Source organism: Pseudomonas zeae (assembly GCF_014268485.2).
In the GTDB taxonomy this organism is placed as follows: Bacteria; Pseudomonadota; Gammaproteobacteria; order Pseudomonadales; family Pseudomonadaceae; genus Aquipseudomonas; species Aquipseudomonas neuropathica.
The window spans coordinates 1057253-1072673 of sequence record NZ_CP077090.1; the positions used below are offsets into that span (position 1 = coordinate 1057253).

The 15421-nt window shown below is 60.1% G+C and carries 16 protein-coding genes; 10 read left to right on the top strand and 6 right to left on the bottom strand.

The annotated features are described in order from the left end of the window. The first annotated feature begins 19 nt into the window (after positions 1–19). From HU754_RS04570 to HU754_RS04590, 5 genes are all read left to right on the top strand, one after another. Positions 20–322, top strand: coding sequence for a MazG-like family protein (locus HU754_RS04570; protein ID WP_007914625.1), 303 nt, complete (start codon positions 20–22; stop codon positions 320–322). Continuing rightward, positions 322–1071, top strand: coding sequence for a methyltransferase (locus tag HU754_RS04575; protein WP_099757894.1), 750 nt, complete (start codon positions 322–324; stop codon positions 1069–1071). The genes HU754_RS04570 and HU754_RS04575 overlap by 1 nt, the downstream gene beginning before the upstream one ends. A 12-nt stretch (positions 1072–1083) precedes the next feature. Beyond that, positions 1084–1698, top strand: a complete 615-nt coding sequence (locus HU754_RS04580; RefSeq protein ID WP_095047366.1) for a DUF4136 domain-containing protein — start codon at positions 1084–1086, stop codon at positions 1696–1698. Positions 1699–1752: 54 nt separating this feature from the next. Next, complete coding sequence (locus HU754_RS04585) at positions 1753–2310, top strand: DUF4136 domain-containing protein (RefSeq protein WP_093430260.1); 558 nt, start codon at positions 1753–1755, stop codon at positions 2308–2310. A 234-nt stretch (positions 2311–2544) separates the two neighbouring features. After that, positions 2545–4533, top strand: a complete 1989-nt coding sequence (locus HU754_RS04590; RefSeq protein WP_186620931.1) for a pilus assembly protein TadG-related protein — start codon at positions 2545–2547, stop codon at positions 4531–4533. On the opposite strand, the gene HU754_RS04595 is transcribed toward HU754_RS04590, so the two are convergent. Continuing rightward, positions 4530–7283, bottom strand: a complete 2754-nt coding sequence (locus HU754_RS04595; RefSeq protein WP_186620929.1) for a PAS domain-containing sensor histidine kinase — start codon at positions 7281–7283, stop codon at positions 4530–4532. The genes HU754_RS04590 and HU754_RS04595 overlap by 4 nt on opposite strands. After that, positions 7280–7723, bottom strand: a complete 444-nt coding sequence (locus HU754_RS04600; protein WP_093430263.1) for a TadE/TadG family type IV pilus assembly protein — start codon at positions 7721–7723, stop codon at positions 7280–7282. Before HU754_RS04600 ends, HU754_RS04595 begins: the two co-directional genes overlap by 4 nt. A gap of 75 nt (positions 7724–7798) precedes the next feature. On the opposite strand from HU754_RS04600, the gene HU754_RS04605 reads away from it, so the two are divergent. The 5 genes from HU754_RS04605 to HU754_RS04625 all read left to right on the top strand — a co-directional run bounded on the left by HU754_RS04605 (position 7799) and on the right by HU754_RS04625 (position 12506). Next, on the top strand, positions 7799–8269 hold the full coding sequence (locus HU754_RS04605) for a prepilin peptidase (RefSeq protein ID WP_186620921.1): 471 nt from the start codon (positions 7799–7801) through the stop codon (positions 8267–8269). A gap of 126 nt (positions 8270–8395) precedes the next feature. Next, a complete protein-coding gene (locus tag HU754_RS04610) occupies positions 8396–9184 on the top strand; it encodes a response regulator transcription factor (protein WP_186620919.1) in 789 nt (262 codons plus the stop codon). Positions 9185–10073: 889 nt separating this feature from the next. Then, a complete protein-coding gene (locus HU754_RS04615; RefSeq protein WP_137217628.1) occupies positions 10074–10436 on the top strand; it encodes a DUF6124 family protein in 363 nt (120 codons plus the stop codon). A gap of 526 nt (positions 10437–10962) precedes the next feature. Next, positions 10963–11325 carry a DUF6124 family protein gene (locus HU754_RS04620; protein WP_186620917.1) on the top strand — a complete coding sequence of 121 codons (363 nt, stop codon included), beginning with the start codon at positions 10963–10965 and terminating at the stop codon, positions 11323–11325. Positions 11326–11570: 245 nt separating this feature from the next. Continuing rightward, positions 11571–12506, top strand: a complete 936-nt coding sequence (locus tag HU754_RS04625; RefSeq protein ID WP_186620915.1) for an IS110 family transposase — start codon at positions 11571–11573, stop codon at positions 12504–12506. 104 nt (positions 12507–12610) lie between these two features. Here the strand turns inward: HU754_RS04625 and HU754_RS04630 are convergent, their stop codons facing one another. Genes HU754_RS04630 through HU754_RS04645 form a run of 4 tightly spaced genes read right to left on the bottom strand, consistent with a single transcriptional unit; the run spans position 12611 to position 15409 of the window. Further along, complete coding sequence (locus tag HU754_RS04630; protein ID WP_093430268.1) at positions 12611–12883, bottom strand: DUF3613 domain-containing protein; 273 nt, start codon at positions 12881–12883, stop codon at positions 12611–12613. 10 nt (positions 12884–12893) lie between these two features. After that, positions 12894–13616, bottom strand: a complete 723-nt coding sequence (locus tag HU754_RS04635; RefSeq protein WP_093430269.1) for a tetratricopeptide repeat protein — start codon at positions 13614–13616, stop codon at positions 12894–12896. 22 nt (positions 13617–13638) lie between these two features. After that, positions 13639–14523 carry a type II secretion system F family protein gene (locus HU754_RS04640; protein ID WP_186620913.1) on the bottom strand — a complete coding sequence of 295 codons (885 nt, stop codon included), beginning with the start codon at positions 14521–14523 and terminating at the stop codon, positions 13639–13641. A 1-nt stretch (position 14524) separates the two neighbouring features. Continuing rightward, a complete protein-coding gene (locus HU754_RS04645) occupies positions 14525–15409 on the bottom strand; it encodes a type II secretion system F family protein (RefSeq protein ID WP_093430271.1) in 885 nt (294 codons plus the stop codon). Between the last annotated feature and the right edge of the window lie 12 nt (positions 15410–15421).

Genomic DNA, 15421 nt, shown 5'->3' on the forward strand with positions numbered 1-15421 from the left:
ACGCCTTCAGGAGAACCCGATGAACCTTGTTGAACTGACCGAACGCCTGCACGCCATTCGCGACCGTAATGACTGGCGGCAATTTCACAGCCCGAAAAACCTCGCCATGGCGGCCAGTGTCGAGATGTCCGAACTGGTGGAAATCTTCCAGTGGCTGACTGAAGACCAGTCGCGCCAGTTACCCGCCGACAAACTCGCCCACGCCGGGCAGGAAGTCGGCGATATCGTGTTGTACCTGTTGCTGCTGTGCAGCGAGTTGGGCCTGGACATGAATGAAGTGGTGCGCGCCAAGCTTGCCGACAGCGAACGGCGGTTCAGCTGATGAGCGACCGGCATTTCGATCAGTTGGCGACGCGGTTCGCCGAAAAAATCTATGGCGGCGCGAAAGGCGCGATTCGCCTCGCGGTGTTGCAGGCCGACCTAATCGAGGCACTGCCGGATCGTCCGTTGCGCGTTCTCGACATCGGTGGTGGTCTTGGCCACATGTCGCTGTGGCTGGCCGAGCGCGGCCATGACGTAACCTTCACCGAGCCCGCCGCACCGATGCTCGAAGGCGCGCGCCAGCGTTTTGCTGAAGCCGGGCAAACCGCAACATTCATCCAGGCGCCGTGGCAGGAACTGCTCGGCCAACTCACTGAACCGTACGATCTGGTGATTTGCCACGCCGTGCTCGAATGGCTCGCCGAGCCTCACGCGATCCTGCCGGTGCTGCACCAACTCACCAAGCCCGGCGGCTGGTTGTCGCTGGCGTTCTACAACCGCGATGCGCTGATCTACCGCAACCTGCTCAAAGGCCATTTCAAGAAAATGCGCAAGAACAGCATGGCCGGGGAAAAGCAGAGCCTGACCCCGCAACAGCCTCTCGATCCACGGGAATTGGCAACGCAACTCGAAGGCCTGTGGCAGGTCGAAACCCAGAGCGGGATCCGGGTTTTCCACGACTACATGCCGGTGGAATTCCAGGCCCGCGCCGAACTCGCGGATTTGCTTGAGATGGAGCTCGCTCACCGCCGTCACCCAAGCTTCGCCGGGCTTGGGCGCTACTTGCACTGGATCTGCCGGCCGATCTGATCGGAGCGCGACATGAAAGCTCAATCCGGGTTATTGCTGATCTGTCTGGGGTTGGCTGCCTGCCAGGGCAGCAACCCGTACGTGGCGCAGTCGCGGCCCTTGCCGCCGGCGCCGGCGCAAGCCGCCACCACCTTCGACCGTAGCGCTTACCCGGCGCCGCCGCGTGACTACGGACGCTATCGCAGTTGGGCCTGGCTCAACGGGCAGTTGCCGCCGGGTACGGCGTGGGCGGACTCGGCGCAAGTGGCCGAAGCGGTGAGCAATGCCCTCGATCAGCGCGGTTTGCGCCCGTTGCACGACAACCGCCCGGCCGACCTGTTGGTCAGCGCCGATCTGCGGCTGGAAACCCGTTTGCGGCAGGTCCAGGACGACTACGGCTACTACGGCGGCGGATACGGCGGCTACGATCGATATGGTCGCGGTTATGGCATGTACAACACGGTGCCGATCGTGCGCACGTATTCGGAGCAGGTCGTGGTGGTGCAGGTCAATCTGTTCGACGCCGGCAGCGGGCAACCGGTCTGGAGTGCCAGTGCTGAAACCGCGAACAAGGGCAGCGAAATCGATCGCACCGATTCGATCCGCGAAGCTGTGGAAAAGGCCATGTCGGCGTATCCTCCGAGTTAGCTTTCTGCCAACGGGAAGCTGCCGCAGGTTCATGTCTTCAATCGGAGAAAAACCATGTTCCGCCGTCTCGCTCTACTGGCCATGGCCACGCTGCTCAGCGCCTGCGCCGCCAACCAGGTCAACCACGACTTCGATGCCAGCCGCGACTTTGCCGCCTATCGCAGCTGGAGCTGGAAAGACCCCGCCCTGCAATATCGCCCCGATGATCCACGAATCAAAAGCGACCTGACCGAACAGCGCATCCGCCAGGCCGTCGCCGATCAGCTCGACCAGCGCGGTTTGCGTCCTGCGGCGGCGGGGGGCAAGGGTGACCTGAATGTACAGACCTACCTGATCGTCGAGGATCGTCAGCAGCAAGTGACGACCAATTACGGTGGCGGTTGGGGTGGCCCGTGGAACGGCTACTGGGGCGCGCCGATGTACAACGAAACGCGCAACATCACCTACAAGGTCGCGACCATCCAGATCGACCTGCTCGACGGCAAGGACGGCAAACTGGTGTGGCGCGGCAGCGATGAACAGATGCTCGCCAGCAGGCCGAATCCCGAAGATCGCAGCAATGCCATTCGCGAGACTGTCGGGCGGATTCTGGCCAACTATCCACCGCGCTGAATCCGTTAAAAAGTGGGAGCTGTTGAGCTCCCATTTTTTGTTCCACCCTAAATTCTGATGTGGGAGCGAGCCTGCTCGCGAAAGCCGGGTGTCATTCAACTGTTATTTATCCGACACGACGCCTTCGCGAACAGGCTCGCTCCCACAGGGATGTTTCTGTTCGAAATGGTGCGTTGCCATTAGGCGCGTCTACACTCAGTTGCACCAATGGAGCTTGCGGCAAAGGAGTGCGCCATGTCGCCTCGTTCGCGATTCACCAGCCCGGCCCGGCAGCGCGGGGCGATTGGCTTGATGGCGGCGGCCACCCTCAGTCTGGCGGTGGTGATGCTGCTGTTGGTGGTCGACACCGGCCGCTTGTACATGGAGCAACGCAAATTGCAGCGGGTGGTGGACAACGCCGCCCTCGAAGCCGTCAGTCGTGGCGGCAATTGCCTGCCGGGGCTGAGCGCTGCCAGTTACGCCGGACAAAGCGCCGTGCGCAACGGCTACGTTGTCGACGCCAGCAACACCCTCGCCACCACGTGCGGCACCCTGGTGACTGCCGCCAGCGGTTTACGCACGTTCGCCGTGGATGCCACGCAAATGGCTGCGGTCAAAGTCGTCGCCAGTCGCACGGTGATCACCAGTTTTGCCGGCGGCGTACAAGCCTTGTTCAGCGGTACACCGGTCAGTCTCAATACCACGCTGAATGCTTCGGCGGTGGCCGCCAAACCGCAGCCAACGGTCGCCCAGCTGAATATTCGCAGCACGCTGGCGAGCATCGATACAGCCCAGTCGAGCATCCTCAATCCGCTGTTTTCCGGGCTGCTCGGCGGTAACGTCAATCTCACGGCACTGGGCTGGGACGGCCTGCTGAACACTGATATCAACTTGCTGAAATACCTTGATCAGCTGGCGATCAATCTCAACGTCGCGGCGGGCAATTACACGCAATTACTCAACACTCAGGCCACGCTGACGCAACTGATTCAGGCGGCGGCGACGGTGGTGCAACTCAATGGTGCGACCGCCCAGGTGATCACCGCGCTCGGCCAATTGCAGGTGGCGGCGGTCAACGCGGCGCCGGTCAAACTGGGTGACATTCTGCAATTGCAGACCGGTACCACTTCGGCGGGGCTGGACGCCAATCTGCAACTGCTGCAGCTGATTCAGGGCGTGGTGCAACTGGCCAACAGCAAGAGTGCGGTGGCGGCGACGTTGCCGATCAGCGTGCTCGGGCTGGCGAATGTCACGGTGCGGGTGAAAGTGATCGAGCCGCCGCAGTTTTCCGCCATTGGCGATCCGGCGCGGGCCAAGGTCAATCCGACCGGGCCGGACCGGATTTATGTGCGCACGGCGCAGGTGCGCACGATGTTGTCGGTGAGCCTGCCGGTGCTGTCCGGGGTAACGGGGCTGACCAATGCGGTGTTGGGATTGGTCGCGGGACTGACGCCGACGCTCAATGCAGTCCTGAGTCTGAATCTGGTAGCAGTCCTGAGTTCGGTCGCCTGCGCCGGTTGCCAGCAACTTGACCCACTCCTTTTGCCATCCCCCGAAATTGACATCAGCCTGGATGCTGGTGGCGCGAAAAGCTATGTCACCGATTACAGCTGCCCAACCGGGACAACAGGCACGAAAAGCCTGACTGCCCACACCATCACATCCATTGCCGACCTCAAACTCGGCAAGATCGACCCTGCCAACGCCTTTTCCTCGGCCGCCGAACCGACTGTCACGCCATTACCGTTGGTTGATCTGGGAATCGTCACGTGCCACAAAATTCTGGGCATCGGGACTTGCGACCCCTCCACCCATATTCAATACGGCGCTGGCGGCATTGCGATCATGCTCGACACCAGCGTCGCGCAAAACACCCAGGATCTGGTGTTCTCCAGCGCTACGCCGTTCGCCACCCCGGCCAACCTCAAACTGCCGCCGAGCATCTTGCCGGCAGCGCCAACCAGTAACATCGTCGGCAACCTGTCGAACACCCTCGCGGGCATCAACCTGATCGTCTACAAACCCCAGGGCAGCAATCCATTGGGTGCCGTTGTTACCGGCGTTGCCTCGTTGATCAGTGATGTCACCAGCAAACTACTGCCGGTGGTGACCAACCTGGTCAGTCCGTTGCTCGACCCGCTGCTGAACAACCTGCTCAAAGGCCTGGGCATTAACCTGATGGATGTCGACGTCGGTGCCAACATGACCTGCGGCCAGACCGGCAAGGCCTATCTGGTGATCTAGGCGTCCACGGCAACCGGCAACTCGATGCAGAACCGTGCACCCTCCACCGAGTTGCGCACGCTCAACTCGCCGCCCATGTTGTCGATGATGCCGTAGCTCACCGACAGCCCCAGCCCGGTGCCGACGCCGATGGGTTTGGTGGTGAAAAACGGCTCGAAAATCCGCTCCAGCAAACGCGGATCGATGCCGCCCCCGTTGTCCTCGACCCACAGTCGCACATGCTGCTCATCACGTTCAGCGTAGATTGAGATCCACGGTTTGAAGCTTGAGTCCTTCTCGCGTTTGCTCAGTAACGCATCCCGCGCGTTGACCATCAGATTGATCAACACCTGTTCAAGCTGATCGACGTAGCCGCGCACTTGCACCTCGAACCCGGTCTCGCTGATGCGCAAATCCACGCCTTTGCCGCGCATGCCCTCGGCCAGCAGCGACAGCGTGCCTTCAATGGCCGAGGCCGGGTTGAACAGTTGCTGCTCGATCTCCGAACGTCGGCCGAATACGCGCATGTGATCGACGACTTTCGCTGCACGCTGCACCTGCGCATCGATGCGATTGAGCTTGTCGGTCAGGTAATCGACCTGCACATCGCCGTTGCCCAGGCGCTTGAGCACGTTGACGATGGCCATGCGCATCACGTTCAGCGGCTGATTGATTTCATGGGCGAGGCCGGTGGCCATTTCGCCAAGGGTGGCCATTTTCGCGCTTTGTGTGAGTTGCTGCTGCGAGCGGCGCACCTCGGTGTTGTCGCGGCCTACCGCTTGCACTTCGATCAACTGGCCGTGCTCATCGAACACGCCGCGATCGGACCACACCCACCAGGCATGTTCGCGGCCGGGCAGTTGCAGGCTGATTTCCGCGGTGCTCACCGGTTGCTCCACGGTCAGTGCAGCCAGACGCTGGACGAACGCAGTACGTTGTTCCTCGGACATCCAGCTGCCTAGATCGACCCCTGGCAGTTCCTCCGCCGTGCATTCCAGATACTTCGCCAGCGGCCGGTTGCCAAAGGTCAGAATCAGATCCGGGCGATAGCGACAGATCATTGCCGGCGAGTCTTCGACCAGAATCCGATAGCGCTCTTCACTCTTTTTCACCTGTTCGGCTGCCAGGGTCGCCTCGGTGACGTCCAGCCACAAACCGACCGCTTCCACCGGCAGGCCGAGGTCATTGCGCAGCAGACGGGCTTCATCGAGCAACCAGTGATACTCGCCGCGACGGTCGCGCAGTCGATAACGGCTGCGCACCGAACCTTCGCGCAGCAACTGGCGGCTGCGAGCGAAATACACCTCGCGATCCTCGGGATGGATCATCTCGACCAGAGCGCCGTCGCTGCAGTCCTCAAGGTTCCAGCCCAGCAAGGGTTGCAGGCTGGCACTGAAGAACGCCGGGATCAGCGCACCTTCGTGGTAGTGCTGGACGTAAATCACCGCGGGCGAACTGGCGATCAGGTTGTCCAGCCGCGCATGCGCGGCGGCGGCCCGTTGTTGCTGGTTCTGGATGTCGCTGATGTCGAGCATGAAACCGACCAGCCGGCGGTGCTCGCCGCTGCCAATCAGTTGACCCTGTACGCGATACCACGTGGGCGCTTGCGCGGGATTGCCGCCGTGCAGACGCACCGACAGCGTCAGGGCTTCACCGTGTTGTTGCAAAGCGTGCAGACGGCTGCGCAACTCGTCGCGGTCGGCGGGATGGATTTGCGTCAGCCAGTCTTCCAGCGGCAATCCGCCAGGGTTGACATTCAGGGCCGCCGCCAGCGTGGGCGCCAGTTGAATGTTGGCGTCTCCTGCAAGGATCTCCCACCAGCCGGTGCCGAGCAGGGTTTGCAGCGATTCGATGCGTTCCAGTTGCAGGTGATGCTGCTGTTCGCGCAGGCGCCCCAGCAACGGCCCGGCCAGCGCGCCGGCCAGCGTCATCCAGTCGCGCTCGCTCAGGTATGGCGCGACGCTGTCCACGGGATAAAAACCGCAGAGCAGCCAGGCCACCACACCGCGCTCATCGCTGTACGGCACCGCGAAACCTTCGGCACTGCCGAACAGAACCTGCACTCGCGAATGTTCATCCAGGCCCTGATGCGCGCCGACACGTTGCGGCGCGGCACCGTTCAGGCTGTCCAGCGGCGTGCCCAGACGTTGCTGGTCGTGCCACAGGTTCGGCGCATCGTGGGCGCGATGCTGACGATAGATCTGCCAGCCCTGCTGCTCATCATCGAGCAAGGCCAGCGCCAGACAAGGGATGTGCCAGCGCTGGGCGATCATTTGCAATTGTTCGCTGACGATCGCCGGCAACCGCGCCTGGCTGCATGCGCGCAACTGGTCGCTGATCTGCCCGGCGAGCAATTGGCAGGCATCACGCTGGCGCGATTGTTGGCGTTCGAGCAACAAGTCGGCGATATCGATCAACTGCATCAGCCAGCCCTCGCCCAGCGGTTGAACCCAGCCACGCACGTGCACGGTCTGCTCGCCCAGACCGAAGAAGTCGAGATCAAGCAAAAGCCCCTGCCACTCCCTTGGCCGACCTTCGATGGTCAGTGTGCTGTGCGGCAGTAGATAGGCGCTCAGCGGTAAGGGCCGATCGTGAGTCTTGAACTGCGCCAACAGATGCCGCAGCGGCCCGGCCATTTGCAGCACGTCACCGTCGTCGTTCAGGTACAGGTGCAAGCCTGTTGCGGGTGAACCGAGTGGGTCGGGCAACTCATGGGCGGCGGGCGGTGTGCGTTTGAGCAAACGCCCGAAAAGTTTGTCTCCCGACGTCAAAATTGCAGACTCGACTTGGCGGTCAGGTAGGTGGGCAGACTGGGTACCGTGCCGATGCCCGGCAGAACCAGAAACGGCATGACCTGATTGAGCTTGCTGACCGGGTAATTCACTTGCACTGTCAGTAGGCCCGTCGCGCTGTATTCGACACTGGTGTCAACGCCGACCACCAGGTTGAAGATCGGACGGATCCAGGACAATTGCTGGGTCAGCGTGGCATTCGCGGTGTTGATCACCACGGTTGAGTAGTTGGGCGTGTTGGGATCGACCGCGACACTGCGGCGCACGGCTTCGGACGTGGCCTGATTGAACGATTGCATCATCACCAAGGGCAGGCTGTAACTGACCAGGCCGTAAAACACGGCGAAAAAGATGATGAACACCAAGGCGAACTCAATCGCCACCGCACCTTTTTGCGACTTGCGAAAGCCGGTTTTCATGAGTGCGTCTACCCTGACTGTCACTGCGTAGTCTCAGCATAGAATCATTCCGCAAAAATGGACGGTTTTTACCGGATGTACAGTTTTCTCCTCCTGATCTGGCTGGGCCTGTGCGCGGCGCAAGATGCCCGCCAGCGACGCATTGCCAATGGGCTGACGCTCGGTGCGGCGGCGCTGGCGCTGATCTATCTGTTGTGGACCGGCAGCACTTGGCTGGGCGCTGAGGCGGGGCAGGGCGGTTGGGCCTGCCTGATCGCGCTGGCGCTGACCCTGCCGGGTTTCTTCATGGGGCGCATGGGCGCCGGCGATGTGAAATTAATGACAGCCCTCGGCCTTGCGACGGACGGTCTGTTTATTCTTGGCGTATTTATAGGGGCGGGCGTCGCCAGCCTGATCTGGATGCTGCTGGCGCCAAGAGTCTGGCTCCATATGAGTCAAGGGCTTAGAGAACGTCTGCGATATCTGGCCCCCGGCATGTCAAAAAAGCTGCCATTTGCACCGTTCGTGCTGGTCGGTGCAGTGCTCGTTATGCTTTGGATCCACTAGTCGCCAAGCGCCACTAGTTCTATGTACATAGTCGGAAAGTACGTCTACTTTCAAATGAACTGGTTATACAGCCAAAGGCTGGCAGTACAGGAATGGTCAGCTTTGGCCTGGGACATGGAGTAGCACGTGAACAAGCTTACGTCTGCGGTAAAAGTCCTCGTGGTCGACGATCAGCCGTTGATCGTGGAGGAGCTGTGCGAGTTTCTTGAAAGCAACGGTTATCGCTGTGTGCCATGCGAGTCCAGTCTGCAGGCTATCGAGCGTTTCAGTGAGGACGCGGAAATCGGTCTGGTGCTGAGTGATCTGCACATGCCGAACATGGATGGCATTCAACTGATTCAGGCGTTGCAGCGTTTGGCGGGCAAGCGTCGGGTGTTTGAGGCGATCATGCTCACTGGGCGTGCCGACAAGCAGGATGTGATCAAGGCATTGCGTGCCGGGATTGCCGATTATTATCAGAAGCCGATTGATCTGGATGAGTTGCTCGACGGGGTGCGGCGTCAAGAGGCGGCGCTGCAGGAGCGGCAGAAGAATCTGCAATTGGGGCATTTGAATCAGAAGTTGCAGTATCTGTCTGAGTCGATTGATGACCTTTATCAGGATCTGGACAAGGTGCGTCGTAGTCCTTCGGCGGTGGTTCGTGATGTGTTGGGCGGTGAGCCTGTCGAGGCGGAGGCTCAGGAGATGCCGGAGATTTTCAATCAGTTGTCGCCGCGGCAATTGGATGTGGCGCGGTTGGTGGGCAAGGGGCAGACCAATTATCAGATTGCCTGTGAGTTGGGGATTACCGAGAACACGGTGAAGCTTTATGTTTCGCAGGTGTTGCGGTTGACGCATATGCATAATCGGACGCAGTTGGCTTTGGCTCTTTCGCCGAGTGCTTCTGCTGCGCGGCAGCGGGTTACGGCGCATTGACTTGGCGGCCTTTGGGCCGACCAGGTTCTTGGGGTTTTGGGTGAATATCCGTTGCTGCGGGTGTTGCCGCTGACGGTTCCGCTCTTACAGCGGGTCACTTTTGGCAAACGCCCCAAAAGTAACCAAAAGGTCTGCGCCCTGACGTTCGGCCCGCTCGCTGGGGCTCGGGGTTTCTTCGCTCCGGGATCGATCCGGGGGCATCGCTTCCGGTTTGCTTCGCTGCACCTCCTTTCGATGTGTTCGACTTCGTCGAACGGCGCTGCGCGCCTACCCCCGGATCAATCCCTCCACTCAGCCTGCCGACGGGCTCCAAGATCAAAAGCAGGCGAGCTGACACTCGGCCTATTGAGTGGTGAAGAGCGGGTGTTCGGCTTTAGTTTTGTGGTGGATTTGCCCCTCATCGGAACACCGCCCGCCCAGCCCTCTCCCGAGGGTGAGGGAGCTGATCTGGTGATTTTCAGTATCTGAATTCGACTCGGTCTTTCACGTCGGCGTAGCTCCCCCAGCCAACTCGGTCAGTCCCCTCTCCCTCCGGGAGAGGGCTAGGGTGAGGGTTGGCTTTTGGCTGTTTAAATTTGTGGGAGATAACCGGAACCTTCCCACGCGGTTTTCAGGTTGTCCGTCGGACGTGCGCTCTCTAGTCTCTGTCTGTCGCTGAACACTCAGCGATCGGGTGTGAGAACCCGGCAATTTATGGTCATCAAGTCTTTGTGCACGCATAATCGCCGCCAGCTTGTCTGCTGTCTGCAATGTGTCATGGCGGCTGTGTGCGGGCAGACTTCGGTCTGGCCGGGTGTCCATAACCGGTATTCTCACCCCGCATACAGCTGCCACCTTTTGCCCCGTGAGAATGGCAGTGGGTGACGGCAAAGACTTTGGAGTTGTTTCAATGGACAAACTGATCCCCGACCCACCCCACGAACCCATCACCCCACTCGAAGAAGCCATCCGCGCCGACGACCTCGTCAAAAACCGCGAGGCCATCAAACGCGCCCTCGATTTCTACCTCTGCCCCGAACCGGCGAAACCCCACCAACCCACCACGATGTTCCTCATCCACCCGAAAATCGACACCGAAAGCCTGCTCGCCCATGCCTGCGAATCCCTGGCTTCGGCCAATACGCTGGCGGGTAACTTTGCCGATCAGTTGGGTCGGCCGGAGCGCAATACCGCGCTGGCGATTCAGCAGATCATCATGCTGGCCGAGCTGGCGGTAAACCGGGCACTGGATCGGGTGGACCCACAGACCTGACCCGGCAGGCACACCGCGTCATCGTTCTTCGCGAGCAGGCTCGCTCCCACATTTTGAAATGCATTTCAGCTGTGGGAGAGCACAGGGGGGCGGCTTCTGATTTGCGTTGGATTCGCCCCTCATCGGAAACGCCGCCCGCCCAGCCCTCTCCCTATGGGCGGTCCGACGTTTCGGGAGGGCTAGGGTGAGGGTTGGCTTTTGGCTGTTTAAATGTGTGGCAGATAACCGGAACCTTCCCACGCTGTTTTCAGGTTGTCCGTCGGACGTGCGCTCTCTAGTCTCTGGCTGTCGCTGCCAATTCAGCGACCGGGTGTGGAAACCTGAATTTCAAGTAGATGCGTTGCATCGCTACCGCAATCATTGTCGGCGTCTTCTTTCGTCTGCAAACTGTGTCGCGGCGGCTGTGCGCGGGCAGGCTTCGGTCTGGCCGGTTGCCTACTTATCGGTTTTCCACCCTGCGTACAGCTGCCACCTTTTGTCGTGTGGAAACGACAAAGGTTGGCTCCTCAGCCAAGTAGGAGTTGTTATGGACAAACTGATCCCCGACCCACCCACCGAACCCACGACCCCGCTCGAAGAAGCTATCCGCGCCGACGACCTCGTCAAAAACCGCGAGGCCATCAAACGCGCCCTCGATTTCTACCTCTGCCCCGAACCCGCGAAACCCCACCAACCGAGCACGATGTTTCTCATCCATCCGAAAATCGATACCGAAAGCCTGCTCGCCCATGCCTGCGAATCCCTGGCTTCGGCCAATACGCTGGCGGGTAACTTTGCCGATCAGTTGGGTCGGCCGGAGCGCAATACCGCGCTGGCGATTCAGCAGATCATCATGCTGGCCGAGCTGGCGGTAAACCGGGCACTGGATCGGGTGGACCCACAGACCTGACCCGCCAGGCACACCGCGTCATCGTTCTTCGCGAGCAGGCTCGCTTGTATGTTTAGACTTGAAGGGGTGGGCGGGACTACAGACTCGATTCTGACTCTGACCAGTACAGACCGTGGGAGACTTCTCGTCCCGCCCCTTCTACCCAAAGCGCCGATAAGGAATTCATCGGTAAACCGACGATAGAGACAAGCCAGCGCAACGGTAGCCCCCAACAAGCTCTTAAACCCTAGCTCCGAGGATTCGTCATGACAATCCTTACATCGCAGACGGTTGTTGGTATCGATATCGCCAAGGCCGAGGTCGTTGTCTATCGTGCTGACCTGGAAACAATTGAGTCGGTCAAAAATGATCGAGCCTCCCTCAAACGTTGGCTCAAAACTTTGCCCGCGCGAAGCGCTATCGCTGTCGAAGCCACCAACATCTACCACTTGGAGACTGTTGATCTGGCTCATACGATGGGGCATCAGGTCTATGTCGTAGATGCTTATCGAGTTAGCCATTATCGTCGCGGGGTCGGTCAACGGGCCAAAAATGATCCCTGCGATGCACGCGTGCTCGCGCGTTATTTGACGAATGAGCAAAGCAAATTGCGGCTTTGGAACCCGCCACCCAAGGCCTATACCGTACTGAAAAGCTTGCTGCACAGGCGCGCGACGTTAATTCAGAACCATACGGGGCTAATGTTGAGCTGGGCGGATGAACCCTTGCTGAAAAAAGAACGTACCGCCCAGCAAAAGGCCTTCGAGCGATCCGATCAGGTCATTCAGAAACTACTGCGCAAGGTCAGCAAAGAGGCGGGTATCGAAGATAATATTGACCGCTGCAAAGCGATCGAAGGCGTCGGAGAGCTGACTGCAACCGGGTTGGCAACGACCTACATGCGCGGTGACTTTGCCAATAGCGATGCCTTCATCGCGTTTCTGGGTATGGATCTGACGGTAGACGATTCGGGTAAAAAGAATGGCCCGAGATTCCTGACCAAAAAAGGAGATCCGGAGATCCGTCGGTTGACGTACAACGCCGCGATGGCGGCGAGTCGCTCAGCCAAGTGGAAACCATTTTACGAGTCTTACTTGGCCAGAGGCTTCTCGAAAACACAGGCGTTGGTGGCCCTTGCTCGCAAGCTCTGTCGAGTGGCATTCGCCCTGATGAAAAGTCAGGGCGAATACCGATTAGCCTGAGATTTTAGGGTTGCTGGGCAACATAGAATCTCCCACAGGTGGAGTGCATTTCAAAAGGTGGGAGCGAGCCTGCTCGCGAAAGCGCTCGCAAGGTCACCCCATCACTAATTCTTGCTCTCGATCTTCCCTCCCGCATCCGGATCATAAAAATCCGGAATCTCATATTTGTACTTCTTCAGCCAGCGCTGCATTGCCAAATCCCGTTCGGTCGCAGTCGCCGTTTGGGGTTTGGGGGAGGCGGCTTTGTTGCGGCTTTGCAGGACCAGCCAGCCTTCGGTTTCCTGTTGTTGCGCCGAGGCGGGGCCGGCGTCGATGGCGGCGGCGCTGAGGGGCAGGCTGAGCAGGGTCAGGTAGCACAGGCCTTTGAAGGGGTTCATGGCTGTCTCCTTATTTGAGCGATGACGGCAACGGGTCAGCGACGGCGGCCACTTGATTGCTCGTGGCCGGTTTGGCCTTGACCGGGGCTTTGAGTTTTTCTGCGCGTTCCTGGGCTTCGGTGAATTGTTGCGGGGTCAGTTTGGCGCGGCTGACGATTTCGGCGGCCTGTGGCCAATCGTTCTGGTACAGCAGCAGGGTGACCATATTCAGGGTTGCCAGTTGGTTGTTCTGCTTGAGTTCGATGGCGGTGAGGAACTCGAAACGGGCGTCGTTGAGGCGCAGTTGGTTGAGGTAGACCACGCCCAGGTCGTTGCGGATTTTTTCGTCGGTGGGGGCCAGGCGCGCGGCGCGTTGCAGGTGGGCCTGGGCTTGGCCGTTGTCGCCGCGAGCAGCGTAGAGCTGACCGAGGCCGTGTTCGGCTTCGGCGGTCAGGCAGCCGCCGAGCAGGCCGCGGTACAGCGGCTCGGCTTCGCTACGGCCGAGCAGACGATAGACCTTGGCTTTGCGCAGGCGCACTTCGCTGATGTTGTCCGGCAGGCTTTGCAGGTTAGCCAGGCTGGCGTGCAGTTTGCCGTCGTTGGCCAGATCGTCCGCGAGGTTCAGGGCCAGCTCTTGCTCCTGGGTCATCTTGCTGCAATTGCTCGGTGCCAGCAGCGCTGTCCAGGGTGCCTGGCCGTCGGTGGCGCAACCGCCGAGCAGCAACAGACTTGCCATGACTATCAGTACTTTCATCAAACGCTCTCCATGAGCAAGGTCAGTTTGCGAACGCCCGGGCTATCGCGGTGAAACCGGGGCCAGCGAGGACGATCAGCAGTGCCGGAAACAGAAACAGCATCATCACTACAGACATCTTCGCCGACATTTTCGAGATGTACTCCTGCAAGCGCGTCAGGCGCCGGTCATCCAGCAGTTGCTTGAGCGCCAGCAGCGATTTCATCGCGCCGCCGCCCTGTTGAATCAGTTGCTGGAGGATTACGCAGGTGTCGCTGAATTCGTCCACGGCAAGCATCACCGCCGCTTTGTTCAACTCCTGGCCGAGTTCCAGGCCAGAGTCGACACGGGTCAGGATCAGACGCAGTTCGCTGGTCAGTTCCGGCAGCAGTTTTTGCGCTTCGATGCTGAGTACACGCAGGGCTTGTTCCACTGCCATGCCGGATTCGAAGAGGATGCGCAGCAGCGGAATAAACGTCGAAACCTCCACTGAGATGGTTTTCTGCCGCCGTGCTGCGGCGTAGGCCAGCAGGCGTTTGGGCAGCAGGTAACCGCCACCGGTGGCGAGCATTGGCACCAGCCAGCGGTTGTCGGCCTGGGGGAAGAACACTTCTTGCAGAAAGATCGCCAGGCCCAGCGTCAATAACGGCGTACCCACCTGGCATGCCGCATACAGCGCCCGTTCGTTGGCGCGGCGCCAGCCGATGCGGTTGAGCAGGGTCTGGGTTTCGCTGTCGATGCTCACCGAGCGCTGACCGAACTTGCTGCTGCCGAGCGCGCGCAACCAGCTGCCGAAGCGGTTCTCGCGTACCAGTTGTCCTTGCAGGCGCTGATTGATCTGACGCACCCGGCGCCGCTCCATCAGCAGGTGATTGATCACCAGCATCAAGGCGCCGAGCAGCAACATCAGTGCCGCGAGCCAGACCATGTCAGACGCTCCTCAACATGCGCCACAGCGCCAGGCTGCCGACCACTTGCAGCACGGCGGCGCTGATCAACATGTGCTGACCACTGGCGTCGTTCCACATCCCCAGCATGTAGCCGGGGTTGGTCAGCATGAAGTAACTCACCAGCAGCAGCGGCAATGAGCCGAGCACCCACGCGGTCATGCGCGTTTCGCCGGTGAGGGCGCGCAGTTGGCGGGCGCCCTGGTCGCGTTCGCGGATCAGTTTGATCAGATTCTCCAGCAGCTCGCTGGCGTTGCCGCCGTAGCGATGATTGACCTTCAGGCCGAGGGCGAACATGCGCAGTTCATCCTGTTCATACAGCTCGGCAAAATCACTGACCGCATCGGGCAGGTTCACCCCCAATTGCACGTTGCGCTGGACCCGGCCCATGGCTGTTTTCAACGGATCTTCGCTGGCCTCAATGCCGCCCATGACCGCGTCACTCAGGGTGCGCCCGGACTTCAGGCTACGCACGGTGTGATCAAGCAACTGCGGCAGTTGCTCGATCATGCGTTTGATCCGGCGTTGGTAAAGAATGGCGATGTATAGCCGCAACAGCAGTGGCGGTATGACGATCATCAGTAGCAGGCCGATCCAGTCGGCAAGAAAATACCCCAGCGCTATCGCCAGCGCCCACAGACTCAGCCACAGGCCGAAACGCTCGGTCGGGCGGCCCAGTCCGGCACGCAGAAACATCCGCTCCAGTCCGACCCACACAGGTTTTTCCGGCGCCAGTTGCGGTTGTCCGGCGGCGAGACGGTTGAGCACTTTTTCCGTGGCGGTCTTGCGCAGACCCTGCAAAAACAGGCGAATCGACAGCCCCAGCAGCGTCAGGCAGATAACAATGAGAATGATCGCTCCCAGCATGCTCGATGCTCC

What these genes read in the sequence shown, in the direction of transcription:
- HU754_RS04570 (WP_007914625.1), top strand. Translation starts at nt 20, where the DNA reads ATGAACCTTGTTGAACTGACCGAACGCCTGCACGCCATTCGCGACCGT.
- HU754_RS04575 (WP_099757894.1), top strand. Translation starts at nt 322, where the DNA reads ATGAGCGACCGGCATTTCGATCAGTTGGCGACGCGGTTCGCCGAAAAA.
- HU754_RS04580 (WP_095047366.1), top strand. Translation starts at nt 1,084, where the DNA reads ATGAAAGCTCAATCCGGGTTATTGCTGATCTGTCTGGGGTTGGCTGCC.
- HU754_RS04585 (WP_093430260.1), top strand. Translation starts at nt 1,753, where the DNA reads ATGTTCCGCCGTCTCGCTCTACTGGCCATGGCCACGCTGCTCAGCGCC.
- HU754_RS04590 (WP_186620931.1), top strand. Translation starts at nt 2,545, where the DNA reads ATGTCGCCTCGTTCGCGATTCACCAGCCCGGCCCGGCAGCGCGGGGCG.
- HU754_RS04600 (WP_093430263.1), bottom strand. Translation starts at nt 7,723, where the DNA reads ATGAAAACCGGCTTTCGCAAGTCGCAAAAAGGTGCGGTGGCGATTGAG.
- HU754_RS04605 (WP_186620921.1), top strand. Translation starts at nt 7,799, where the DNA reads ATGTACAGTTTTCTCCTCCTGATCTGGCTGGGCCTGTGCGCGGCGCAA.
- HU754_RS04615 (WP_137217628.1), top strand. Translation starts at nt 10,074, where the DNA reads ATGGACAAACTGATCCCCGACCCACCCCACGAACCCATCACCCCACTC.
- HU754_RS04620 (WP_186620917.1), top strand. Translation starts at nt 10,963, where the DNA reads ATGGACAAACTGATCCCCGACCCACCCACCGAACCCACGACCCCGCTC.
- HU754_RS04625 (WP_186620915.1), top strand. Translation starts at nt 11,571, where the DNA reads ATGACAATCCTTACATCGCAGACGGTTGTTGGTATCGATATCGCCAAG.
- HU754_RS04630 (WP_093430268.1), bottom strand. Translation starts at nt 12,883, where the DNA reads ATGAACCCCTTCAAAGGCCTGTGCTACCTGACCCTGCTCAGCCTGCCC.
- HU754_RS04635 (WP_093430269.1), bottom strand. Translation starts at nt 13,616, where the DNA reads ATGAAAGTACTGATAGTCATGGCAAGTCTGTTGCTGCTCGGCGGTTGC.
- HU754_RS04640 (WP_186620913.1), bottom strand. Translation starts at nt 14,523, where the DNA reads ATGGTCTGGCTCGCGGCACTGATGTTGCTGCTCGGCGCCTTGATGCTG.
- HU754_RS04645 (WP_093430271.1), bottom strand. Translation starts at nt 15,409, where the DNA reads ATGCTGGGAGCGATCATTCTCATTGTTATCTGCCTGACGCTGCTGGGG.